The 18,761-nt window shown below is 53.9% G+C and carries 14 protein-coding genes; 5 read left to right on the top strand and 9 right to left on the bottom strand.

What is annotated here, in order from left to right:
• The 3 genes from BV034_RS22140 to cysC all read left to right on the top strand — a co-directional run.
• Positions 1-292 (top strand): integrase core domain-containing protein (locus tag BV034_RS22140; protein ID WP_265593325.1); only part of this gene is annotated, 292 nt, incomplete at its 5' end.
• Between the two features lie 1,656 nt (positions 293-1,948).
• Positions 1,949-7,522 (top strand): RHS repeat-associated core domain-containing protein, encoded by a 5,574-nt coding sequence (locus BV034_RS22130; RefSeq protein ID WP_265593324.1) that lies wholly within the window; start codon positions 1,949-1,951, stop codon positions 7,520-7,522.
• Positions 7,523-7,780: 258 nt separating this feature from the next.
• Complete coding sequence (gene cysC / locus BV034_RS35135) at positions 7,781-8,482, top strand: adenylyl-sulfate kinase (protein WP_265593323.1); 702 nt, start codon at positions 7,781-7,783, stop codon at positions 8,480-8,482.
• Between the two features lie 13 nt (positions 8,483-8,495).
• Here cysC and BV034_RS22115 read toward each other — a convergent pair whose 3' ends face one another.
• From BV034_RS22115 to BV034_RS22085, 7 genes are all read right to left on the bottom strand, one after another.
• A complete protein-coding gene (locus tag BV034_RS22115; RefSeq protein WP_265593322.1) occupies positions 8,496-9,245 on the bottom strand; it encodes a sulfotransferase family 2 domain-containing protein in 750 nt (249 codons plus the stop codon).
• 884 nt (positions 9,246-10,129) lie between these two features.
• Positions 10,130-10,903, bottom strand: a complete 774-nt coding sequence (locus BV034_RS22110; protein ID WP_050029149.1) for a polysaccharide pyruvyl transferase family protein — start codon at positions 10,901-10,903, stop codon at positions 10,130-10,132.
• Positions 10,904-10,906: 3 nt separating this feature from the next.
• Positions 10,907-12,247, bottom strand: coding sequence for a hypothetical protein (locus BV034_RS22105; RefSeq protein WP_050029148.1), 1,341 nt, complete (start codon positions 12,245-12,247; stop codon positions 10,907-10,909).
• Positions 12,248-12,274: 27 nt separating this feature from the next.
• Entirely contained in the window at positions 12,275-13,357 is a 1,083-nt protein-coding gene (locus BV034_RS22100; RefSeq protein ID WP_050029147.1) for a glycosyltransferase family 25 protein, read from the bottom strand.
• An 80-nt stretch (positions 13,358-13,437) separates the two neighbouring features.
• A complete protein-coding gene (locus BV034_RS22095; RefSeq protein WP_050029146.1) occupies positions 13,438-14,070 on the bottom strand; it encodes a sulfotransferase family 2 domain-containing protein in 633 nt (210 codons plus the stop codon).
• 22 nt (positions 14,071-14,092) lie between these two features.
• Positions 14,093-14,728, bottom strand: coding sequence for a glycosyltransferase (locus BV034_RS22090; RefSeq protein ID WP_050029145.1), 636 nt, complete (start codon positions 14,726-14,728; stop codon positions 14,093-14,095).
• 4 nt (positions 14,729-14,732) lie between these two features.
• Positions 14,733-15,965, bottom strand: a complete 1,233-nt coding sequence (locus BV034_RS22085; RefSeq protein WP_050029144.1) for a GlcNAc-transferase family protein — start codon at positions 15,963-15,965, stop codon at positions 14,733-14,735.
• A 197-nt stretch (positions 15,966-16,162) separates the two neighbouring features.
• Here BV034_RS22085 and BV034_RS22080 point away from each other — a divergent pair, with 197 nt between their 5' ends.
• Complete coding sequence (locus BV034_RS22080) at positions 16,163-16,678, top strand: hypothetical protein (RefSeq protein WP_050029143.1); 516 nt, start codon at positions 16,163-16,165, stop codon at positions 16,676-16,678.
• Between the two features lie 50 nt (positions 16,679-16,728).
• Positions 16,729-17,085, top strand: a complete 357-nt coding sequence (locus BV034_RS22075) for a hypothetical protein (RefSeq protein ID WP_050029142.1) — start codon at positions 16,729-16,731, stop codon at positions 17,083-17,085.
• 121 nt (positions 17,086-17,206) lie between these two features.
• On the opposite strand, the gene BV034_RS22070 is transcribed toward BV034_RS22075, so the two are convergent.
• Complete coding sequence (locus BV034_RS22070; RefSeq protein WP_050029141.1) at positions 17,207-18,025, bottom strand: hypothetical protein; 819 nt, start codon at positions 18,023-18,025, stop codon at positions 17,207-17,209.
• 113 nt (positions 18,026-18,138) lie between these two features.
• On the bottom strand, positions 18,139-18,654 hold the full coding sequence (locus BV034_RS22065) for a DoxX family protein (protein WP_081888027.1): 516 nt from the start codon (positions 18,652-18,654) through the stop codon (positions 18,139-18,141).
• Between the last annotated feature and the right edge of the window lie 107 nt (positions 18,655-18,761).

Genomic DNA, 18,761 nt, shown 5'->3' with positions numbered 1-18,761 from the left:
GATCAAGCGGGTTGAGGAGCTGGGAGCGCGCATCAGCATGGATGGCAAAGGACGGTGGATGGACAACGTGTTCATTGAGCGGTTGTGGCGCAGTGTGAAGTACGAGGAAATCTACCAGCGCGAACATGCGACGATACCCAGGCTTGAAGTCGGGCTGGCGCAGTGGTTTGAGCACTACAACACGTGGCGACCGCACGAAGCGCTGGCCTACGACACCCCTCAGCAGGCGTATGCGGGAATGGTGAAGTTACCGCCGACCCCACCGAGGATGCCATTAGCCCTGGCAGCCTGAACAGCCCTGTCCCCCCCGGGCGCGGTCCGATCGATGGGGTTGTTGCACTTCAGGCTCTCCGCTACGCTCCGAGCCTTTCGTTACACAACCCCATCGATCGGAAGAGAAATGTGATAGTTGACATCAAGACGGAACCAACCTAACCCAGTGAACAGCCAGCCCACCATAGCTTAACTTCCAGCAACTTTGGCCGGAGCGCGGGGTCCACCTCAATCTTTCCGGGGCGTAGGTAGGGATCTCAGACTGCAGTTTCCCAACGGTTTGGTCACTGAACATCTGTCGGAAGGGCTTTTTGCCGAGTTCCTTGAGAATTCTGGAGGCGCACCAACGGCGAATCATCAGAGCATGGTTGAAGTGGGTCTTAACACAACGGACCAACCCTGGGGAATCGGTTTCCAGGGGTGGTCTGACGTGATTTCCCCCTAGAAAGAACATCCCCCAACCATCGGGTAAGTTGTCTATTAAGAAGTCGATTTTACTTGTGAAATCTTTAGTGAACATCACGTCATCCTCTAAAAGAAGCAGCGCATCGTCGTCGGACTGGAGGAACCTTCGGATCGCTATCCTTTTGGATAGTCCCACTGCGTAAGACCTCTTTCCAATGTTCCACTTGCGGCATTTCATTTCTGAGACGCACTCACCGTCAGCAGCGTCGATAAACTGGATCATCGTGGCAACATCATGGGGGGCGGTTTGCAGGAGGACAAAACGACGATCCTGTCGACGAGGCAAATTCATGCAGATGCAGCTTGTTTGCAGCGTCCACTTCTGGCCTGGTTGTTTCATTGTAGGTAAGAAGGACGTTGGCTCAAATGCCAGCAATGATCAATCGTGATACGGTTCTTACAAAAATTTTTCACGCCACGCCGTAGGTTGATTTTTACTGTAACGTTTTTATTATTGTCTCGACAAAGTTTGCGCAGCAATCCTTAGTGTTGGCAATAATTTCAGGAGACAGGGCATTTACCAGGTGCTTCGAAGATCTTCGGTGAGTTTTGATTCGCTTTCCCCCCCATGAAAAAGGCGTCTTCCCCCAGCAACGTGCCAAGTTCATCGAACAACATTGAGCCTACGCCAACACCGACGTTTGTGCCTGTTACTCCGACTCCGACGTTTGCGCCGGTCACGCCCACGCCAACCTTTGTGCCAGTGACGCCAACACCAACGTTTGCGCCCGTCACTCCGACGTTTGTACCGGTGACGCCTACCCCGACTCCGACGTTTGCACCGGTAACGCCAACGTTTGTGCCCGTCACTCCGACGCCGACTCCAACGCCTACCCCGACACCGAGCAGCTCGTCCAGCTCTGGCAGCAGTGGTTCCAGTTCAGGAAGCGGAAGCAGTTCGGGCTCAAGCAGTTCGTCTTCGTCGAGCTCCAGCAGCTCGTCTTCATCGTCATCCAGTTCAAGTTCGAGCAGCAGCAGTAGTAGCAGCAGCTCCTATTCGACCTCCAGTTCCAGTTCCTCCGATAGCAGCAGCTCAAGCAGCAGTGAGGGGCCATGTGACAATCCGTCCTCCTTCCAAGACTTCTCCGAGGCATCCGGGCCACAATATCGCAAGGTGGCATTGAATGGTTTGCCTCTATCGGATTCAAAACCCCAATCGGCGGATGAGTCTGACGAGGACTCAGAAGAGACCTACGTAGATGCCCTCACCTTGTCTCTCAGGCACGACACCAGCGACATCTATGTGCCTCTGCCTGGCGGCGAGCTCGCTCTTGCAGTAAAACGCAGTGTTTCTGAAGAGCAATGGAGCACCCACCCTGGATTGAAGCCCAGTCAGCAGGTTGATAAGCCTTTTGGCCCCTGCTGGACATCTGGTCTGGCGGCCCATGTCAAATTCACATGGAAAGATGCTGATGCTCCCTCAGGACACCAGTGCGAGGTGGAACGCCCCGATCCTGACTACACCTTTGTGGTGGATGAAAACGGGGCCTCGCACCGGTTTGTTCTGATATGGAACAAGGCGGGCGGGGGAGCTTCGCCCTATTTCATGCCCATTGCCTCCAATCGGTCTGAGAAGGACTCCTTTCTCATGCGCCTTGAGGTGGTGAATCCTGGCGACCCACGCTCGCAGTGGCGTTTCTTGTTCACCCGAAAATTCGGAACTAAGCTCGAGTTCGAAACCGCAGGCCTGCTTCAGAGCTACCAGCTCAATCCCGGTGCTTCACCGCCCAAGATGCAGTATTATTCCTACTGCCGTCTCAAAAAGGCCACCGATCGCATGGGGAATGAGATCGACTTCTCTTTCAGTGGTACGGGTACTTTGATCCCGCAGACCATTGCCTGCGGGAGCCGCAGCATTACGGTTGAGCGAACTGGCCAGCTTATCACGGCCGTTACGGATCCCCGCGGAAATCGCACGACTTATCGCTACGGAACCGTCACTTTCGGAGGCAATACCTTCCAGCGGCTGATCGAGGTCGGTCGGCCAGAGGGCATCCGAATTCGCTATGGCTATGCGGGAGCCACTGAGCCAGACAATACTCCTCAGCCTCCGCCTTCTCCAGGGCAGCCGTCGCCTCCTCCTCAGTACTTCTACCACTACAATGTCTCTGCGATCACAGACCCTCTAGGGCGGTCTCACCGCTTTCTGTACGCATTTGACCATTCAAAGGAGACCTACTCTACCGCATCTGGCACTCCTACGTGGTACCTGCAGCCCGGTCTTCCCAGGGTGGTCCAGCGCGTGACGCTGCCCGACAACAACTTCAGCATCTTCTCCCAAGCCGCGGCCCCTTTGCGTATTCAGTTTGAGGCTGATCCAAGTGAACCGGATGGGTTTCGCAGCTATCTTACGGGAAATCGCGTCAATACGGTTACCGATGCTTTGGGCAAGAGCAGGGTTTACACGTTCTCTCAGCCGGAGTTCATTGATGCCAAGGAGTTTGAGGATCTCTTCTTTGACACAGGCAGCCCGCGCAAACGCTTTTTCCTCATTCTATGGACGCGCCTTGCGCTCAAGCATCCGACCAATGTCACTGAGGTGTTCAGGTTCAATCCGGAGGCCAACATGGCCTTGTCCAGGATTGATGATTACAGTGGCAACACGACGACGTTTGCTTACGAGGACTCGTGGTCGGTGGACGATGTTTTCCCATGGCTTCCTGCTGCGCTGAAGAATAGCCCCATCTTTGTTACGCGCTATTCCGACCCCACGAGCCAGACAAACGCGCTCGGCAAGACTAAAACCTTTGAGTACCTCTCGGAAGACCCGACTCTCCCAGGTGCGCGGGTGATGACGCTCGTCATTGATGAGGAAGGGAGGCGTACGGAGTACGATGTGGACAGCACCCGAGGGCTTCGTCATTCAGAAAAAGTACGAGCTGCCGGCGGTTTGCTGGTTCGGCAAACCGATTATGAGTACGGCAACGGGAGCTTCCCCTCGTTCCTCACAAAGACTACGGTGCAAAACGGGGTGAGTGCGGGCAACGACCTCGTCACCACCTACACCGCCGATGCTTATGGCTACAAGGCCACGGAAAATGTAGGCGGCCTCATGCCTCGCTCCTTTGATCGCGACGCCAATGGAAACCGGACCAAGATGACCGATGGGCGCGGACTGGAGACGGAGTTTGTCTATGACGACGCCAATCGCCTCATTCAGACGGATTTTGAGGACGGTTCCTCCCGTTACATGGGCTACGACACGGCGGGGAACAAGATCCAGGAGGAGGATGAAAACGGCCACATGACATGGCACACCTACGACCGTCTCAATCGTCTTCTCTCTAGTACGCGGGACATGGATGACGGTCCTCCGCTGGTCACGTCACATACGTACAATGCGTTAGGCTCGCGGCTTTCCACCACGGACCCCCGAAACAACGTCACGACCTTTGAGTACGACGACATCCAGCGTCTCACTAGTACGACGGATCCGCTGAACCACACGACCGGCCGTTTCTATGGAGCGAACAGCGGGTCCAGCGCCTTCGATGTCTCCGGATTCAAGCCCGTACGCATCCGCGATCCCCGTGGATACGACACGCACTTCACTTACGATGCCCTCTATCGCGCCACCGAACAGGCGGCCGAATACGGCGGAGGTATCGCCACCACGGAGACGGGCTATGACGATGTTGGCAACCCTGTCTCGGTCACGGATCCGCTTGGACACTCGATCGCTACTGAGTTTGACGCCCTGAATCGGCCGGTTCGTGTCACCTTTGCTGACACCACCTTTACTGAAAAAACCTATACACCGGCCGGGCTGGAGCGCACGCTGACGGATGAGATGGGCCGTGTGACCACACATCACTACGATGACGCTGGCCGTCGCATCCGCACGGTCTTCCCCAATCCGGGTGGCGGCTCACCTGAGGTGCTCATGGACTACGACGACGCTGGTAATCAGGTGTCTCAAACCGATCCCAACCTGCACGTCACCACCTTCACCTACGACGACAGGAACCGGAAGATCGAGGAAGAGCTTGCGGCCATCTCCCGGCTCATCGTCACCGCGTATGACTTTGTGGGCAACGTCATCTCGGTGACGGACGCCAATGGCAACACCACCACGACAGACTATGATGCGGCGAACCGGCCCGCGATTATGACCGCTGCCGACGGTGCGATCACGGAAACCTCCTATGACGCGAATGGCAATGCCGTCTCCGTCACAGATCCCCTGGGCAATGTTACGGTCAACACCTACGACAACCTCAACCGTCTCCTAAGCACCGCCACCACGCCCTCGGTTGGCGATGACATCATTGTGAGTTATGCCTATGACCAGGTCGGCAACCGCACCCGCCAGACAGACGGTCGTGACTGCATTGTTCGCTTTACATACGACGGTCTCAACCGACTCCTCACCACCGTGCATGATGCCGATACTGCTCTGGAGGCCACGGAGACCAACGTCTACAATGACCTCAACAAGGTCAGCTATGAAGATGCAGAGGGTCGCGTGATCGAGTATGCCTACGATGTGCGCAACCGTCTCACCAGCGAAACCGTCCCTAGTCAAACCCAGGACAATCGCACCCGCACCTATGACGATGTGGGCAACCTCCTCTCCGTCACCCACGCCGGGTACACCTGGCGGGATACCGCCCAGACCTATGATGCCCTCAATCGGGTCTTGAGTGAGACCAGTTCCGGTCTCACTCACACTCATACCTACGACCAGGCCAGCAACCGCCTCACCACGACTTACGACAAGACGAGCCGTGTGCTTACCCGCACTTACGATCCCGGCAACCGCCTCCTCACCCAGGAGGATGTGGTGAGTGGCGAGCCCACGCGACTTACTAGTTTTTCCTATGATCCGCAGGGGAACCTGCTGGTGAAAACCCTCACCGATAGCAGCACGGAGAATCGCACCTACGACGTGCGCAACCGCGTCGTTGAACTGCATGTGAAAGAGCCCGACGGCACCACCACGCGTCTGCTCCAGACCTATGAGTATGATCTGGCAGGTAATCTCATCGCCCTGGAGGAAAGCAGTGCCGTGGGCAGCCTGCCCACCCGAGTGCTCACCTGCGCGTATGACGGCACCCATCGCCTCATTGTGGAGGCCGACCAGCGAGGTGTGGATCCGGCTATCGTTACCAACTACACTTATGACAAGGCGGACAACCGCATCTCGCGCGAGGTCTTCGGCGGTCCTGAGGCTGGCGCCACCACCTATGCCATCGGCAACGGAGGCAACGGCACCGGAGCCAACCAGATCGCCAGCCTCACCCGACCAGACACCAGTGTGGTAGCATTCACCTATGATCTCACCGGAGCTCGCACCAGCCGCATCGATGACACGCGCACTGATACCTACAGCTACGACGTGTGGACGCGCCTCCTCACGCTTGACCTGCAAACCCCGGCGACTCCGGGTGATCGCGGTCTTTATGAGTACAGCTATGACGCCCGCACCCGCCGGGTGTCTCGTGAGGAGTTGGGCGCCCCGACAGTGCTAAGCTTCCAGGGCGGAGTCAGCATCCAGGAGTATGCCGCCAGTCCCGGCACCAGCGTGGGAAGCCTGCCCAGTCCCACGGTGGAATACGTGAGGGGGCCCGATCAAGGCGGCGGGGTGGGAGGCATCCTCTACAGTGTGCGCAGCGGTGCGGCGAGCCTGGCGCACAGCAGCGTCCGAGGTGATGTCGTGGCAAAGGTGGATGAGAGCACCAGCACGATGACCTGGCAGGCGCAGTACGAAGCGTTTGGCCGCCGACCTGAAGAAACGGGTGCGAATCCCGACCGCCAGCGCGCGAACAGTAAAGATGAGGACCCAACAGGATTGTTGAATGAAGGGTACCGGTACCGTGATATTGAGACCGGGACGTTCATTACGCGGGACCCAGCGGGCTTTGTGGATGGCTCCAACTTGTACGCGTATGTACGGCAGAATCCGTGGACAAAGTTTGATGCGAAAGGGCTGTGGGCTGAGGCGGGGCATTTCTACACTACTTACGCGGTAGCCCTGGCGGCAGGGGTCCCGCAGCAGCGAGCGTTCGCGTTAGCATACTATTCACAGATTCCAGATGAGGTTGCAAGATTTGATGCAGTAGAGGTTGCATACGAGGCTGGTAGCGCGGTGAAAAACGTACAAACGAAGGCGGCTAAAGCCCAGATTACTGGCGGGAAATCGCCAGCCCCATCTGTGTCAGACACGAAGGACATGGCTGAAAAATTGGGCATCATGGGAAACATTCAGCGCGGGCTTCACTATCTAAGTGGTGCAGATGACACAGCGATCAAGAAGGCAAGGACAAACATTGCGGGCGCAATCAAAGGCGGTGAGTTTTCTACAGATTGGGAAACTGGTTTTGCGATACACACTCTGGGGGACACGTATGCCCACACCCGTGATAGTGGTGGTGGAAAACTTAGCGGATATGCGACCGGCATAGGGCACGGCCTGGACGGTAAGATCCCGGATCATATCACATCAAGTGCGGCCAATACGCAGAAGTATTCAGAGTACGTCAACAATCTGTACGAAACGTTGGGAGGGAAGGGGGGGGCTGCTGGCGCTGCTTCTAATCCGGACATTGCAGCCCTTGTTGCGGCCGCATCTAGCCTTCCTAAGCCACTCAATCGAGGCACAGGTCATGCGAAAGCAAACGATGCCATGCATGCGTGGTTTATTGCCAAGTATGGTGCCAACGCTATGTATGGCTACGACCCGAGACCCGACTCTTCCACAAAGAATGGAGCAGGGCTCTCTGTTCCCGCTACGAAAGATGTGGATGCACATGCGACTAAAGTTCAATCCATTCTCACGCGATGAAGGAGGAAAGCGAATCTAAAACTGGACGCCATGTAGGGTGCGTCGCTGTTTTTTTGCTAGGATACTTTCTGCTTTACCCGATTTATGCTGTGTTGGACTACTTCAACATCATAAGTTCCGATCGGGGTGTCGGAATAATACTCTACTACTTATTTCTGCCACTCGGAGTATTAGAGAGATATTGGGAGCCTCTTCACAAATTCCTTGAGTGGTTGTTTGAGTTGCTTAATGAGCTCTTTTAAAAGTAGCAGAGGTCTAATGAGCGAACGCTGCGGCAATGCTCATCAGAGCAAAGAATCTAATGGGAAGCCCATTTACGATGCGACTCCAGCGTTGTGGGCTTTGCCTATGACCTTTCGGGGGCGCACGAACTTCACTGATGACATCACTATGAGTGAGAATTATGACAGTCTGGGGACTTCTTGCATTCCATCGTCAGGATTGGTAATCTGGATCTTCGGAAGACCATCGTCTGGAAAAACCACTTTGGCCCTGAACCTTCTTGAGCGATTGACCAAAAATGGAAGTCAGCTAATCGTTTTGGATGGAGATGAAGTTCGCAAAGGTCTATGCAAGGACCTTGGGTATTCTGTTGCAGATCGTACTGAGAATATCCGACGGGTCGCGGAAGTCGCCAACCTCGTGGCTCGATTTGGGAATGTTGTAGTTGTGGCGTGTATCACACCACTTGTGCATCAGCGTAGTCTTGTTGCTTTACTTCTAGGAGACGTAAGAGTTCACTTTGTGTACCTCCCTGTAAGTGCAGAAACCTGTGTGGCACGTGATGCAAAGGGGCTTTATGCCCAGGCGCTCAGGGGTGAAGTCAATGACATGACTGGGATCTCCTCGAAATTTGAGCCCATTGATCCGGTGCGGGAAGCCGAGTTTATTGTGGCCCCCAATGAAGGCCCTTTGGAAATTGCAGAGTTTGTCATTCAGCGGATAGGTTTGAAGTTGTAGCATCCATCTCCAATCAGTATTGCCTTTCAAACTGATAACCAAACAGCCTGATGTCGTCACAGTACTTTTGCCCAATTTGCTGGACAAGCTCTTCGTCATAGTGCGTGGAGTAGTGACCTAAATCTTCTTGTTTGAAAATATGTGGCAACTCTGGAGTTTTGATTCCCAACCGGTTGCAAATAAGAGAAAAATCGGCCTCAAGATGTTCAAATCTCCCGATAAAGTCCACGTTAAGTCTTCCCTCTTTATCGGTCAAGTAGTCTGATTGCTGTGCACCTAAGTCCTGACCCCATAACCACTGCCTCGTGAAGCATAGGATCTTAAGGTTATCAGAAATGCATTTCCCATTGAATACTTGCTTCCCAGTCCTGGCTTGCAAGTAGCGAACTTGAGAGACCGCTCGGCTCCATGGGTTTCTCACAAAAGCGAATTTAAAATATGCTGGTAAGTCGTAGTTGCTTTTTTGGAACCACTTGATTTTGTTGTGTTGCCTGCCAGTCGGAGGAAGACAGTGGCGTCGAGCCATCTCTTTGGAGAGTTTGCTCCAATCCGGCACGCCCAAACATGAATTCATGAGCGCGTTTTCGATGCTTGTTCCTGCACATTTTGGAATATGGATGAAAATAAATGGCTTCGGTAGGGATGCGATCATTAGTGGTGATATCTTACGCGTTCTGGCTCCTAGCAAAACAAAAACTAGCATGTGCTCACTATGATTCATTTTTTGTCCGTCCACACGAGTACGCGATGGATTGATATTCAACGACGATTCATTGAAGGGAATGTCGCAACGCCTCATCGATTCTGGTTGTACCTTGAAGATGATGCTGATGAAGTGTGTTCAATGTACTCTTCTTCTACTTGCTACGTTGCCAGAAGCGGGGTCGTGGATCCTCCAAACTCACGTTCATCAGGACGTCACGTTGCGAGGCTGAACAAGCTTACCCGGCATGTAATCAGTCAATCGCTGGTTGCCGAGGAGGATGTATTGGTGTTTCTTGACTCAGACGCTTTTTTAATTCGAAGCATAGAACCGTTGGTCGAAGAATTGAAGCTATATCCCGTCATCTCTGTGCAAAGGTTGGAGAATGGGGACCGTCATAGCCACCCCTGTTTCTTCATGACCACTGTGCGTACGTGGAAGTCCCTTAATGGAAGCTGCGGAACAAATGGGCCAATGTGGAATCTAGGCCGCACTGATAGCGTTTTTAGACCAAGAAAGTGCGATACCGGAGGGGCAATCTACAATGAAATCAAACGGCGGGGGGTGAAGTGGCTGCCTCTCAATCGAACAAATGTTGTGGACTTTGCGCCCGTGTTATTTGGCATCTACGGGCACACTGTATATCACCATGGATGTGGAAGCAGGAGTCCAATCGTTGATGTTCACATCGTTGCTGTTCGCGGTAAATCTCAAGCCATGCAGCATATGCGATGCTGTTTTGGGCGGATGAGCAACCTGGTTTACCAAAATATCGAAAAGGAGTCAGACTTTTTCAAAGTATTTGAGGGTGGTAGCAAGCCATAAACTCTGCCATGTCAGAATCGAAGGTTACCCATATCCTGACTGATGACAGTAACTTGAGGTTCATGGATTTTTTGCATCACTAATATTGTCGTTAGGCCACGCCATTCTGATTCCGACGGTCAAAGCCATGGATTGGGCATTATTGGTCTGGAGACCTCTTCTAAACTTATCCCCAACTTTGACTTCAGGAAACTTTTGAATGCCGCAGAAAACTCTGACACATCGATCACATTGGGCTTGTCATATTGGAAGCCAATGGCATCCAGGATGCTTAGCCTCTCAGATTGTTGGACATTTGACCGTGCCCGCGAGGGGATCTGGACTGGTGTGCCGAAGGCGAGACAGGGCAGCGCGATGTGAAGTCGACTAGTGTAAACCAACTCGGCAGTCCGAATAGTTGCCAGGCGGTCCATTGCTTCATGCCATTGTTGTACCCATGAAATATGCCCAATTGATTGAGTGTATTGCCCTCTGCCTATGTTGTCGGCGATGTCGTCGACGCGAATCACTCCCTTTCGAGGTCCCTCATATCGCGGCAGGGTCAGTGTGGCGCAGCCAATCATTTGACAGTCAATTCCACGTTTTTGCAGAAGATTTGCAGTGAATGGATCCCGTGCCCCAACCCTGTACTTGCTGTTCTTGATCCATTGCACGTGCTCATCCAGTCGCCGACCGATGTAGATGCCCGCAAAAAGACAGTTTTGCGTTGTTGGAACGCTGTCACAAAGATATCCGTTGATGACGAGTGGTATCGCATCGTCCCGATCGAGACTGTCTCGATACTTTGCCCCCAGCGGTGAGGGCAGCAATCTGGCCATGGCATAGGTCTGAATGGCATCCCCTAGATTAAGCGTTTTGCGATACGCCAACACCTCGAACTGTGGTTTCTTCATACCCTAAGAATTCCAAAATAGTCGCTCTCGGTGCGCTAGGACCCAATGCTCGTCATGATGACAAGTTTCTCCCACAAATCTCCAGAACTCCCGCGCACATGGGAATGGAGAGACTGGACCAAAAGGGCTCTCTGGTTGAATGTCGTGAATGAGTGCGAGGTCGTGAATTTCTGGCCAGATGACCTTTGCGAGGAATTCCTCGTCATCGCCATATTGGGTTTGCCGATACCAGGCCGAACACTTTTCGCCCATGCCGAGGATGCTGCCTCTAGTCCCTCCGAAACCACGCCCCATGATGGGTTTCACATGGTAAGGATGATCTCTCATGACGTGGAATGGCTTTTCGGAGGCGATCCATTCATCGACTGCCCGACGCTCTCTGTAGTTCAATCGGGAATCTGCATCTCTTATGATCCACCTTTCAAAACCTGGGTCGTCCGCTGCAAGGAATCGCCAGAACGCTCCAGATGATCCTATAGTGGCCTCCATCTTTACGAGATCGGCATTAAGCTCGCGAAGCTCCCTCAATATGGATTCAGGGACTGTATCATCGTGATAAAAACGGATAGTCCACCCGGGATAAAGATGCTTGGCAAGCACAGCATTCTGTGTCGCTCCCTTACAATATTTCGGATCGTTTCCCCACAAGCTGAAGGCAATCAGGCCGCATGAACTTTTACGTTTGGCTTGCAGTCGGCACTCAGCCAAGGTGATGCGGCGCACGTTGGCGGAGTTCCCTCCCACGTGTTTTGCAATGTTGCAAATGTTGGATTGATGGATATGTAGTGTTTTGATCTCTTTACACGGGTTGAGCACCACATAGTCATCATGGCGTAGTTGCCATGCCAACCTGTTGTCACTGGCCCATGCTCCCATAGGGAAGTCGACCCATCCCAGGGGCCGAATTTTACCTTGAAAGATCCAAGTGGCTTGAGAGTTGTCCCATGCTACAAGGTCCGCTTTCCCGTCCACAAAGTCCCAACGCGTGAGGGCAAGGCAGAGACCCTCCAAATCGAGGTTTTTCAACAGTGCGATGTCGTTACCCACGACGATGTCCGAATTAGCAACGATATTGATGTCGTATGGCGATTCTGTGTGCTTGTTGACGAGGTCAAAGAACACACGATAGGTGGGGCGGCCATATTCATATCGTGAACAGTCGAAAGTCTCCCAAATGACTTTGGCATCGTCTACGCTTTCACGTCCTTGATATTGCTCGTCGATCAGAGCCACGATGCGATCAATTTCCGGCTCTTGTAGGTTCCGATGAAAGGCCTCTAGAATTTCCGCTAATCGCTTTGGATGCGGATGGTCAAACAAGTTCACATAAAGTGTCGTCTTCATGGAAGCGATTTGGCACGAAAAAGATCATCAATCTACCGTCAAAACGGGAGATCCTGCTTGGGGATGCCCGCCATGCTTTGGAATATCGTATTCCTCGCCTGACAGTTCCAGCACGCGAGTGCGGAGATCGTGTAGTTGCATGCTGGCCGTTCTCTCCATGCACCTCGGGGCCCACGGTATCACTCCTCCGTGCCATATTTTTTTCAAGCGGTCAATTCCGATATAGGGGTGCTGCACGGCAGGAAGTTTCTCTATATCCAACGCCTCACGTGCCGCGACATTGAGCCATGCGGAAAGTCGATCATCGCTAATGGCTGCCACATCGAGTCCAATATCTTCGAAGGTATTGGGCTTAAGGTTGTAACCTCCATGTAACCATCGCTCGTCTCCGTGAAGTGTCGCCCCAACTGCGGGGGGGAGCCAGATGAATGGAAGGTGTTTGGACCACGTACAGGGATGCCACCAATGGCGGGAATTGTATCTTCCGCTAATATTGCTCCATTCTGCATCTTGTCCCGCAATCCAATAGGACGGTCCGTACACGGACCAGTCACCGCGCTCGTGCGCAGTTCCCAACTGATGATCGACGTGCCATCCCCCCGGGTGCTGCATGTAGTCTGGCGCATGCCAAATGTGCTGATGCATGCGTACCATAGCTCGCTTGTGCACGGCAAAGGCGTGAGTGCGATTCACGCAATGGCATTTTAGCACGTAGGAGGAGCCCGCTACAGGCGTAGGATCCTTAAGGTGTTGGCCACCGAGATAGATTTGGCCCCAGTCGTCTGGGGCTTGCTTCATGAATCCCTTTAGAAGGGACCCCGCATCAGGTTGAAACACAACATCGTCTTCGAGGATGAGGACGTTCTCAATCCCGTCGGCAATCGCTTCGGCCAGGACTCTGGCGTGGGAAAGCAGACAGCCCCATGCTCCGTTGCCGGCATTCCACCATGCCGGCGGGGGCATTTTGTCTCCAGAATACGATCTTACCCAGGTGATATTCTTCTCAAAACCTTGCTCGGCAAGATGGCGGGTCAGCCTCTCTCTGCGTTCCGGCTTATAAGGTAGATTGAGAATGCAAATGCGTTCAAAGTAATCGCTCAGGGTGGCCATAACGGAGAAAAATTAACGCTAAAAGTCATTGCCATGGCAACACAAAATTGACCGCAGTCAGAGCTTTGTGAATTTGCGGATTAGTCACATGGCATTGGCGAAGTGAGCGTGACAGGGCTGTAACCAAAAAGGGCGAAATCTTTTTGGTAGAGACTTGCCACCAGTTGCAGCGATGCTGGGTCATAGCAGTCCTGCCAAGGAGCATGTGATGATGCGTTCCTCTTCGGCAAAGGGGTGCCGTTGAGAGCGTATTTGCGACAGAGTTGAGTCCAAGTCTTGGTCATTGCTTCGAATCGATAGATTTTGTCCACCAAGATCTTCATTGTGTGGTCACACACAAAACAATGCTGAGGCATCAAATGGACGGTGTTCATCAACAGGTCTCTCGATTCTGCAAGTTTGACGACAAATGAGCGAAAATCTTTCGCTTCGTGGACAGCTTGATTGTTCAGGGCAGGGTTGATGGGTCTCTCTCGTAGATAGTAGAATGCAGAGACAAGGCGATCAGCCGGATGGCGAACGATCGCGAACTTGAAGTAGTCACGAAATTTTTCAGGGAATGCGCGCCGGTAGCCCAACGCGGTGGTGTGTCCTCCCACAACGCGGTCTTTCGATTCTTTGAGGGCATTTTCAATGGAAGTGCCAGCACACTTGGGCACGTGCACAAAGATGGCTCGCAGGTGGTCATAGATCTGAGGATTGGGATAGACCATGTAAAGTGCCTGGGAGTGAAGTTCATTGGCGCTGCCAGGTGGCCGCGCGGATGTGATAGCCGTAGCGACGCTCGCCAACACCATCACCACACCGTTCGTTGTCGAAGATGTCGGGATCGAGAATCCTGATGCAGCCTACGTCGGCCTGCCTGGATAGGAGCGAGTCGTAAAATGCACCCAGGGCCAGGGGGCCTGTGTGGCGCAAGACTGGCGTGTTGTCTGGCAACGCCAGCATGAAGTCCACCGCTTCCAGCCAGAAGTCCTTGCCGGGGGTCGCGGCCATCCACGCATTACCGAGGAAGGACCACTTCTTGACTCGAGCTTGGGTGGACTGGTAGAAATACAAGTCAGACTCATCTTTAAACAAGCTGTCGATACAGTCGGTGAAGACGAAATCGAGATCTGCATACACACCGCCAAAACGGTGAAGGATGAAGTAGCGGGCCACGTCAACTTTCTTGATGGGCTTGTTCAGTGCCTTCCAGCGTTCATAGTACGCGGAGTAGCAGTCGCGGATGAAGTTGTCGAGATCATCATCGGTCCAGAATCTGTATTGCCAGTGCCCCAGATGGGTTCGTACTGAGGCCTGGGATCGCTTGAAGATCCAGAAGGTAATTTCGTTGACCTTCCAAGTCTGATGAATCACCTGAGGAACCATGATCTTAAAGCGAGTACACGGTCTTTTTCATCCACCCCTGCGAGCGACTCACCGGCCACACCACCAGTCGGGCAGGGGAGGAGCCGGCTAGAAACTGGACTTGACGTTCTCGGACCGAACCCAGTGCCTCCAGGCTATCGTAAGGGGCATCGTGCCGATGCAGAACTTTTCCGTTTGCATCCTCAATGCCAAAATACACAAACTGAAGGTCATCCGCCAGGAGAACGTCTGTGGGCTGCCAACTGTAGGTTAGACTATAGTTGCGCGCGAATTGTCGAGCCCACTCGGCCTCCGTCGAGAATGTGCTGGGTGGCTCCTTCCCCGCGATGGTGTCGTTATGCAGGAGTCGGTCTGCGAAGTTGATTCCAGCATAGATTTCATAGTCGCGATGACTGCGAACTGAACCCAGGCCGTAACGCCCCAGCTCCACCTCGTTCTCTTCCTCCTTGAGCAGCTTCCGTAGACGTTTCTTGCTCACGACATCGCGTTCATGCCAAGCAGCTCCCACCAGCTCTTTGTTGGCAGTGGTGTGATCATCCCAGTGCTTGACCCTGCCTTTACGAGTGTATTCGTGCCAGACCAAAGTGCGGTGGGGATGAAACAGGTCATATCCGAGCGTATAGGATCGGATGCTTAGGCTGATTTCATCTCCTGCGAAGTACAGGTTGGGATCATAGGCATACTCTTCACAGTGTTGACCAATCGTGAAAAAATAGTGTCCCGAAACAAATCTGGCCCGGATTGGGCCAGTGAGGTCGCGCCAATTCGGAATAAGATGGGGGCGAAACAGGATGGTGCCTGACGGCGTGAAACGATCTGCGACCATTTTGAAGGGGTCGTTTCCTGCCTTGGTGTTGGTGGGTGGATCATAGACGCCTGCGTAGGTGGTCAGAATGGGCTTGCGACTTCCAATCGACTCTAGGTCGGATAGAAGCTTACGGTCCCATTCTTTCTCAAAACGATGATGTGAGTCTAGTTGAAGGGTGAAAGATTCGCCTTCATACATTTTCTGGATCCGAGAGCGAGCCCAACACAGCCCCTTGCTCTCCTGCCATGGGACTTCATCTATTCTGAAGTTTGACCTGGTCTTCCATTCATCAAGTCTTCGATCTTCGCTATCACTTTGCCAGCAAATCCCAAAAGTGAGATCGTTCTTATACTTGGCTTTTGAAATGCAATCCTCCAGAGTAGGAATGAGTTCAGGGTCCCGATATGCTGCGATTTGCACGTAAATCATAGGCTCAACGTGAAAAACTTTTCGTCTGACGGAACCCTAGCAATCGGATGATTGAATGTCGAAAAAAATGATGTTCCCGTAAGAGATTCTTTAGAGTCGGTCGGGTGCGGGCAACTACTGGCTATTGAAGGCGCTAAAGTTTTCGCTTTGTATGCGATCTTGACCCTTTATTCCAGTGAGTGGTAGGATGCCGGTTGATGTCATCTTCCGACTCTGCAACGGCAAAGAACCTTGCGATAAGCGCTGGTATCGTCCTCGTGGCGACGGTGGTGACGTATTTTGCGTGGAGCATGTTCAAGTTTCACGAGCACTCGAAAACGGACTATTGGCGTCGGGACTATGCTCCAACTGCCACTGACCTTGCTGGATTTGCTGAGCAGCACTATCCATCGTCAATTCACCGGGTGTTTGAGGTGGGACATTCATCCCGGGTCAATGGAGATGGGGAATCCCTGACTATCTACAGTTATGATCCCGCAGACTCCGATGCGTTCATCACGGACATCAAGGCCGGAAAAGGCTGGTCCGATGGACTTCCCAAGGACTCGCTTTGGAGCAATATGCTGGAGCGCGATGCCCCGAGGCACCTATGGATCACCGCCTCGGACGTGCCTGAGGACTTTGTTCACGCGGTCAATGGGCCGGATGAACTGACTTGGCGCCTGATCAACCGCAAGAGGGGTATTGTTTACCTCTATACCGTGCGGCGCTAGCCGGATACCCATAGGAAAGTTTTTTTAGAAAATACTCAGACGCCATAACGATGAACCAGTTGTCACTAAGTGAGTATCTGCGTCGTCCCATCGAGGACGTGGCGGTTCTCGAACAAGAGCCAGAGTACTTTGAGAGAGAAGGTCTTCTGATCTTTACTGAAACTTATGATGACCTTGATTGGTACAAAATAGCGCTATTTACCGATAGCAAAGGGCAAGCTTTTGGGATCAAACGCTATCGAAATTGCCCAAGTTCCGGGGTGTTTCTGCTGGCAGAAAAAAATCACTCTCTCTCCCTTCATGAGCAGATTGAAGGGGTGTTGCAACTACTTGGTTTAAGTGGCGAAAGCGTAGTCTGGGCGCGAGAGGATGCCCATTGGCCAACTGATGGTTGCGGTAGACAATAAAACGGGGCAACCCCGGGCACTCATGTTCGACGCCCTTGGCGTCAGAGTACTTATGAGTGTGAAGGCTGGGAACCGTGGTCGCTTGGGTGCGCAAGGATTTGGTCCGGGGACAAGCTTTGGATCAACCCGGGATCAGTCTCACTTCAGCCCCTGCCGGATCGGTCCAGCTTCGGTTGGAGTTGTCTCCGTGAATCGCCATGTCCCAACCCACCAGTCCGGTGGCGTTAGGGGCGCTGCTGATACCGGGGCGCGTGTTCCAGGTGTTCACGGCGAGGTGATGGTGGTACCTGCCCCGGGCCATGAAGATGGCGCCGGAGTAGTTGTCCTGAGTGACGCGGAGTTTGAGGTAGTCGAGATAGGCTTGGGCGTTGGTGAGTTGAGACGTCTGTAGGTGGATGTGACCGATGTGCATCGGTGCCGCAGGAGCATCCTTGACCGCATCTTGTTGAGCCAGGATGGACCGGAGGGGCAGAGATAGGCTGACCATCTGGATCTTGTCGCCCTTCCAGGGCCACTCGTTCTCCGGCTTGTCCCAGGCGAGTTCGATACCATTGCCATCGGGGTCTGCCAGATAGACGGCCCAGCTCACGGCGTGGTCCGCTGCTCCGTGGAAGTCCAGTCCCGGCATGGCGAACATACGGCGCAGGGTGAGCTTCCACTCGAGCAAGTCGGGAAAGAGAAACGCGACATGGAACAGGCCCGGAGCGCCGCGGGTGGGAGCAGGTGCGTGCTTGTCTTCAAGAAGGGTGACAAGCACGGCCTTGCTGACGGGATGCACGAGATCGACGGTGCCAGGTTTTCCGGAGCGGGACTCGGGGATCAGGCTTAGCAAGTGAGAGTAGAAGGTCCCCAGTGTCTTGGCATCGCGGGTGCGGAGAATGACCCGCCCGATGATGGAGTTGGTGGTGGGGGCATTAGAAATGGGGGCGGGGGCATTCATGGCAGGAAAGGCTGAGGGTGGACGAGGGGATGGTGTGGCGGGTCGGGGGCGGGCGTTGCTCAAGGGCGACCCGAATCGGGCCGCCCTTGGAGGCAAAGGGAGCTGAAGACTGATTACGACTGCTTGCTCACGGCGCGGTCAACCGAGAAGCGGCCGGCACCGGATATGACGAGGGCGAGGGCGATGCCCAGCACCAGGACGAAGAATTCAACGCCTTCACCCTTCTGCGTGCCCATCCAGTTCATGAAGAAACCGTTGGCCAGGTGAACCTTCACCATAGCGGTGCCAAGCACGGTGCCGATGGCGATCGCGGCGGGGCGGACGGCCGCGCCAGCGATCAGGAAGAGCGGGGCAAAGAACTCCACCAGGATCACGCCCAGGGCGAGGATCCAGGGGATGCCCATCGTGCTGGTGAAGAAGCCCATGGTGCCTTCGTAACCATAGCCGCCGAACCATCCGAGGAGCTTCTGGGCACCGTGGGGGAAGACGACGGCGGCAAGGGCCAGGCGGAGCACGGTGGGGGCGAGGGCATTGTTGGTGCCGAGTGCCGTGTTGAGGACCGTGCGGACCACGCTGTTGTCGGTGGTGTTGGCGCTGAGCACGGCAGGGGAAGTGGAGGTCGTATTCATCTTGGTTACTTGATAGAAGATTTTCGTTTTCTGTTTCAGGCGGTTGCCTGTCTGGGTGGAGCATGGCTCACCTGCCAAGGTCGCGATAATGCTGGCTGGCTCTTGCC

This window comes from Verrucomicrobium sp. BvORR034, assembly GCF_000739635.1.
In the GTDB taxonomy this organism is placed as follows: domain Bacteria; phylum Verrucomicrobiota; class Verrucomicrobiia; order Verrucomicrobiales; family Verrucomicrobiaceae; genus Verrucomicrobium.
This window is presented reverse-complemented; position numbering and strand designations above follow the sequence as displayed.